Genomic DNA, 4819 nt, shown 5'->3' with positions numbered 1-4819 from the left:
GTCGGGAGGTAGACAAACATCTTGATCGAAGCGGATCAACATTTATTTATGTAAGGGGGTGCTTTCCGCCCCACCCTGTGGAGGAGTGGGGAAACCAGCACCCCCTTACCAACCCCCTTATGGTTGTTTTTTGGTTGAACAACTTCTAGAATATTCAGTGCAGCATTGACATCTCTATCGTGAAACGTACCACAATTGAGACAAGTCCATTCTCTAACATTTAATTCTTTTTTGCCACCACGGAAACCACAACAACTGCATTTTTGACTTGTCGGTTCCCAACGGTTAATTACCCTAAACTCACGACCATATTTCTCACATTTTGCCTCTGTTAAAGTTCGGAATTGTCGCCATCCTAAATCACTAATTGCCTTAGCTAACTTGCGATTACGAATCATGCCAGAAACATTCAAGTCTTCTAATACAATTATGTCATATTTTCTAACTAAATTAGTAGACAATTTGTGTAGAAAATCTGTACGAATATCCTTAATTTTGCAGTGTAGTCTAGCTATTTTCAGCCTGCGTCTTTCGCGACGTTTACTACCTGACTCAGTTTTGGCAAACTTTCTTTGAAACTTAGCTAACTTTTTCAAGCTCTTTTTAAGAGGCTTGGGAGCTAATATTTTCTCCCCACTGCTCAATGTTGCAAATGTTGAAATGCCTAAGTCTATTCCGATTGAATTATCAGTTTTAGGCAGAGATTCAGGACTAATTTCTACTACAAAACTAGCAAAATAGCGGTTAGCTGAATCTTTAATTATAGTCAGAGATGTAGGCTGACTAGCTAATGGCCTTGACTAAACTATTTTGATTTTACCTACTTTTGGTAGATAGATTTTATCTTGATTAATCTGGTAATTAGCACCTACAAATCTGGCAGTTTGCTTTGACTTTCTACTCTTGAATTTAGGCGGTCTTGCTTTGACTCCTTTCCTTTTACCAGTACAACTATTAAAGAAGTTTTTGTAAGCTTGGTCTAAATCTTTTAATGATTGTTGTAATGGAGTAGAGGCTACTTCTTTCAACCAAAGCAATTCTTTCTTGGCTTGTGTTATGAATTGTTTGGTTAAATCAACATAGCTTGGTCTTTTAGCTCCGTTAACATACAGTTGATTGCAATGTGCTAAACTTTGGTTCCAAACATACCGACAACAACCAAACAATTGATTTAGTTTCTTGATTTGAATATGGTTAGGGTAGATACGATATTTATATCTAGCTTTCAATGTTTTCGACCTATTACTAACACGCTCGTAGTTTTATTATTATAGCATGGGTTGGCATTCATCCCGACGCTCCCCTTCGGGAGAGCGCGGGTCTTCTGCCAACATTAGATAATACAAGTTTTTCAACTAGGGGGAAAGCTTATGCTGGGATGGCATGCAAATTGAATCGGCATCGGACCCATTCAATTGGCCGCCGATTCATCTCACGCCAAATCACAGATTATGGCGTGAGGCTCAAGGGCGATCTAGCTAAATCAATTAGAGAGGCCGGGCATTCCTTGTTAGCTCAGTTTATGTCTATATAGTAGAGTCGCCCTCGTAGCCCGCTTTGTAGCTTGTCTCAAAGTCGGGAGTATGTCACCCAAATCTATATCCAAAACCTCTAACTGTAACAACATACTCTGGTTTACTAGGATTTAACTCTAATTTTTCCCGTAACCAACGAATATGAACATCAACAGTTTTACTATCCCCAATAAAATCTGGTCCCCAAACTTGTTCTAATAATTGCTCACGAGACCAAACTCTGCGTGGATAACTCATAAATAGCTCAAGTAAGCGAAATTGTTTGGGGGAAATTTTCACTTCTTGACCTCTAACAGTTACTCGACACTCTTCTGGATAAAGAACTATATCTTTGTACTGGAGCATAATTGCTTGAGGCAGTTGACCTAGACGTTGGCGACGCATCAGAGACCGACAACGAGCCATAAATTCCCGCATCCCAAAAGGTTTAGTTAAATAATCATCTGCTCCAGCTTCTAAATAGAAAGCACAATTATTTGCACTGCCTCTTGCTCCTAAAATCATAATTGGTATTGAATTGCCTTGATGTCTTAACATCCGACATAAGTCTAGACCATTAATTGAATCAAGAATTAGAAGATTGAAAGAAGGTTCACTTTGAATTGATGAATAATTCTGAACCGTAGGAATTACACTACGTCCGTCTGGAGCAATAACTACTTCACAACTTTGTTCTTCTAGAGCTAAGGCTAACATATCCCGAAATAGCTCTTCAGATTCTAATAGCAAAACTTTGCTAGTTATTCTCACGCCAGACTTTAAAAGACTTTCGCTTATATCGGGGGAAAACATAAATATCGCTTTTGTGTATTTGACAGTAAATCATTAATATTGCCTGAGGTGAAAATTTAGGCGATCGCTAATTTTGTAGCTAATTAGCTTAAATTAATGTTCAACCATCCAACAGCTAAAAGCACTGGTTTTTTTATCCATTTATACAACGCATTCTGACTTTGAAATATTGCTATTGCTATACTAATAGTAGGAATAGCGGAGCCTGCTCTGTAGTCAGGCCATTGTTCGTTTCTTGGGATAGGTATCAAGTTAGTAAGCATTGCCCACTTCCATATTGCATTGTTGTGCTGGATACAAAACTTTGATGTCCTTATATTATGTCTAGTAAGTTAAACAAAAGTTAACTTAAGGTTATCAAAAGGTTAAATTATTTTTTAATGAGATTAACGAGCTATTAGCTATTAGCTATCAGCTATCAGCCGAAAAATTTGTACGTATAATTTAGGGTTTGCTGAAAAAGTCTTATGAGTGAGGGTAGGAGACAGGAGAAATGGGAATTATAGAGGAGGTAGTCGGAAAAATTGTCCCTCAATTTTTCTGCCATAACCATCCCAAAATACTAGCTTTTTGCAGCTCTTGCCACTGAAAAGCTGGTACTTTTTTCAACCCAAAAATGCTAAAGCCAATATCAGTAAATACTTTGAGAGTTATTTGGCAAGCCCTAATTAGGCACCTGTTTGCGGAGCAGTCCGGACCGAAAAACTTGGGTAAAACATCCCTTTTGTGTTCCGGAACAGTTTTTAACCATTGAAATGTCAAGATTGAGAAATTTATGGATAAAACATCCCCTTTGTGTTCCGGAACAGTTTTTAACCATTGAAATGTCAAGTCAAGATTGAGAAATTTATGGATAAAACATCCCCTTTATGTTCCGGAACAGTTTTTAACCATTGAAATGTCAAGATTGAGAAATTTATGGATAAAACATCCCCTTTATGTTCCGGAACAGTTTTTAACCATTGAAATGTCAAAGGTTGAGGAATGTATGAATAAAACATCCCCTTTATGTTCCGGAACAGTTTTTAACCATTGAAATGTCAAGATTGAGAAATTTATGGATAAAACATCCCCTTTATGTTCCGGAACAGTTTTTAACCATTGAAATGTCAAGATTGAGAAATTTATGGATAAAACATCCCCTTTATGTTCCGGAACAGTTTTTAACCATTGAAATGTCAAAGGTTGAGGAATGTATGAATAAAACATCCCCTTTGTGTTTCGGAACAGTTTTTAACCATTGAAATGTCAAAGGTTGAGGAATTTAGGGTATATTTAACAGGTTAATTTATATTTAAAGTCAGATTAATTTTGTTACTTATATTTAATATCAAAAGTATAAATAATTAAAAAATGCTACTACAATTAAGTACTTGGTCTGAAGTCGAAACTTATTTGAGTCAATCTCAAGGTATTATTCTGCCAATAGGTTCTACGGAGCAACATGGACCAACAGGGTTGATTGGCACAGATGCTATTTGTGCAGAAGTTATATCTAAAGGTGTGGGAGAATCAGTTGGAGCATTAGTCGGACCGACGATTAATGTAGGTATGGCATTACATCATACAGGTTTCCCAGGTACAATCAGTCTGCGACCTAGTACGATGATTCAAGTAATTCGTGACTATATAGTTTGTTTAACTAGGTCTGGGTTTACCAAATTTTTCTTTATCAATGGCCATGGAGGCAATATTGCGACTCTGAAAGCTGCTTTCTCAGAAACTTATGCTCATTTGGCCGATCTAAATATTGCTAATGGGGGGTTGGTCAAGTGCAAGGTAGGAAATTGGTTTATGTGTAGCTCAGTTTATAAATTAGCTAAAGAATTATACGGCGATGGAGAAGGTTCTCACGCTACACCTAGTGAAGTAGCTTTAACTCAATATGTTTATCCAGAAGCTATTAAAGTAGCACCACTTTCAGAGGATGTAGCTAGTGGTTATCCAATATATGGTGCTGCTAATTTTCGTTACCGATATCCAGATGGTCGGATGGGTTCAAACCCTGCATTAGCTACACCTGAACATGGTAAGCAGTTTTATGAGTTGGCACTAAAGGAACTGAGTAATTCTTACTTGCAGTTTGTAAATAGTGATTAGAAACAAGGAAGAAGGAAGAAAAAAGAAGGAAGAAGGAAAAAGGAAGAACAGTTTTTCAGCATTTACAGCAGATTGCAGGTATATGAGGTACATATATTAATGATAAAGTCTTTGTAGTGCGGGCATCTTACCCGCCACAGATGTAACCCACCAAGATGAAAATCTTATTATACCAATTCCTTTTGAGAAAAGATATTTATCATCTTTCCCTGTTCCCTATTCCCTATTCCCTGTTCCCTTAACTTAAAGTACATTTAATCTATATAATTTTCTACTTCAAATCTTTACCTAGTTTAAATTACGATCTAAATTTAGATATTAAGGGTTGCAAAAACTGAAATTTGAGTTAATATGGAACTCATAAACCAATCAATTCTATCTAGCAAAACCGA

General features: G+C 36.9%; 4 protein-coding genes. 1 reads left to right on the top strand and 3 read right to left on the bottom strand.

Translation table 11 applies throughout. From position 1 onward, the window contains the following. Positions 1-35 precede the first annotated feature (35 nt). From F6K13_RS18625 to F6K13_RS18615, 3 genes are all read right to left on the bottom strand, one after another. The gene (locus tag F6K13_RS18625) at positions 36-770 is read right to left on the bottom strand and encodes an RNA-guided endonuclease TnpB family protein (RefSeq protein WP_287287973.1); all 735 of its coding nucleotides are present in this window, start codon (positions 768-770) and stop codon (positions 36-38) included. 30 nt (positions 771-800) lie between these two features. Then, a complete protein-coding gene (locus F6K13_RS18620; RefSeq protein ID WP_240041644.1) occupies positions 801-1229 on the bottom strand; it encodes a helix-turn-helix domain-containing protein in 429 nt (142 codons plus the stop codon). A gap of 357 nt (positions 1230-1586) precedes the next feature. Then, positions 1587-2327, bottom strand: coding sequence for a winged helix-turn-helix domain-containing protein (locus tag F6K13_RS18615; RefSeq protein ID WP_124155318.1), 741 nt, complete (start codon positions 2325-2327; stop codon positions 1587-1589). 1353 nt (positions 2328-3680) lie between these two features. On the opposite strand from F6K13_RS18615, the gene F6K13_RS18610 reads away from it, so the two are divergent. After that, positions 3681-4427 (top strand): creatininase family protein, encoded by a 747-nt coding sequence (locus F6K13_RS18610; protein WP_124147496.1) that lies wholly within the window; start codon positions 3681-3683, stop codon positions 4425-4427. The last annotated feature ends 392 nt before the right edge of the window (positions 4428-4819 follow it).

The organism is Okeania sp. SIO2B9 (assembly GCF_010672505.1).
Classification (GTDB): domain Bacteria; phylum Cyanobacteriota; class Cyanobacteriia; order Cyanobacteriales; family Microcoleaceae; genus Okeania; species Okeania hirsuta.
This window is presented reverse-complemented; position numbering and strand designations above follow the sequence as displayed.